The 316-nt window shown below is 57.3% G+C and carries 1 tRNA gene and 1 rRNA gene; both read left to right on the top strand.

What is annotated here, in order from left to right:
* Positions 1 to 41 precede the first annotated feature (41 nt).
* A 5S ribosomal RNA gene (gene rrf / locus IFS44_RS21785) occupies positions 42 to 156 on the top strand.
* Positions 157 to 238: 82 nt separating this feature from the next.
* A tRNA-Met gene (locus IFS44_RS21780) sits at positions 239 to 315 on the top strand.
* The last annotated feature ends 1 nt before the right edge of the window (position 316 follow it).

The following is a 316-nucleotide window of genomic DNA, read 5'->3' as shown; positions in this document are numbered from 1 at the left end:
ACCCAGATATCACAGTGACGCATGTCGCACCGGCTCCATTGCCTGGTGGCTATAGCGTCGGTGTCCCACCCGATCCCATTCCGAACTCGGCCGTGAAACCCGCCTGCGCCAATGGTACTATCGCTCAAGCGATGGAAGAGTAGGTCGTCGCCAGGCATTGAAGCCCGTGCGACATGCATCACACGATATCAAAACCCATTCACAATCTCATCTACCCTTACGTCCCTAACCGGACCGTCGCGGGGTGGAGCAGCCCGGTAGCTCGTCAGGCTCATAACCTGAAGGTCACAGGTTCAAATCCTGTCCCCGCAACCAA

Source organism: Sphingomonas sp. CFBP 13706 (genome assembly GCF_014842355.1).
Classification (GTDB): domain Bacteria; phylum Pseudomonadota; class Alphaproteobacteria; order Sphingomonadales; family Sphingomonadaceae; genus Sphingomonas; species Sphingomonas aerolata.
This window is presented reverse-complemented; position numbering and strand designations above follow the sequence as displayed.